Annotated in this window: 2 pseudogenes; both read right to left on the bottom strand. The window is 63.8% G+C overall.

What is annotated here, in order from left to right:
- A pseudogene (locus EOA22_RS36355) lies at nucleotides 1–334 on the bottom strand (RpiR family transcriptional regulator); the annotation flags it as partial.
- A pseudogene (locus tag EOA22_RS36350) lies at nucleotides 331–629 on the bottom strand (ribose ABC transporter permease); the annotation flags it as partial. The pseudogenes EOA22_RS36350 and EOA22_RS36355, both read right to left, overlap by 4 nt.

The raw sequence follows: 629 nt of genomic DNA, 5'->3' as shown, positions 1-629 counted from the left end.
GGATGGAGGTGCGGAACACTTTTTGCACGATCTCGGCCGAACTGTCGTCGGATGACAGTTCCTGGTGCATCTCGGCGGTCGGCAGGCGACTGTACTCATAGACGGCGGTGCGGAAGTCGCGATAGCCGGAAAAGCCGAGCTTCTTGGCGATCTTGACCACCATCGCCTCGGACACGCCGGATTCCTCGGCGATCTGCTTCAGCGGAATGCTCTCGTCGAAGCCGCGCCGGCCGAAGACGGTTTCCACCACCTTCGCCTCCAGCGGAGTGAGATGCGGCATCATCATGCGGATGCGCGGTCCTACCGCTTTCAGGTCCAGCCCGCTCAAGGTCATCCACGCCCCCTCGTCACGCGATCGATAAGCATCGCGGCGAGGATTATAAGACCAGTTGCCAGAAGCTGATAGAAGGACTGGACGTTCATCAGCGTCAAACCGTTGCGCATGGCGCCGAGGATGACGGCGCCCAGGATGGTGCCGACGACGCTGCCCTTGCCGCCCATCAGCGAGGCGCCGCCGATGGCGGCAGCCGCGATGGCGTCGAGCTCCCAGAGATTGCCGAGGATGGGTTCGGCGGCGCCCAACCGGCCTATCAGGATCTGCGCGGCAAGCGCCGCCAGCAGGCCTGAGA

Source organism: Mesorhizobium sp. M7A.F.Ca.US.014.04.1.1, from assembly GCF_003998745.1.
Classification (GTDB): Bacteria; Pseudomonadota; Alphaproteobacteria; order Rhizobiales; family Rhizobiaceae; genus Mesorhizobium; species Mesorhizobium ciceri.
Note: the sequence above shows the minus strand (reverse complement) of the source record. Positions and strands in the feature narration are given on the sequence as shown.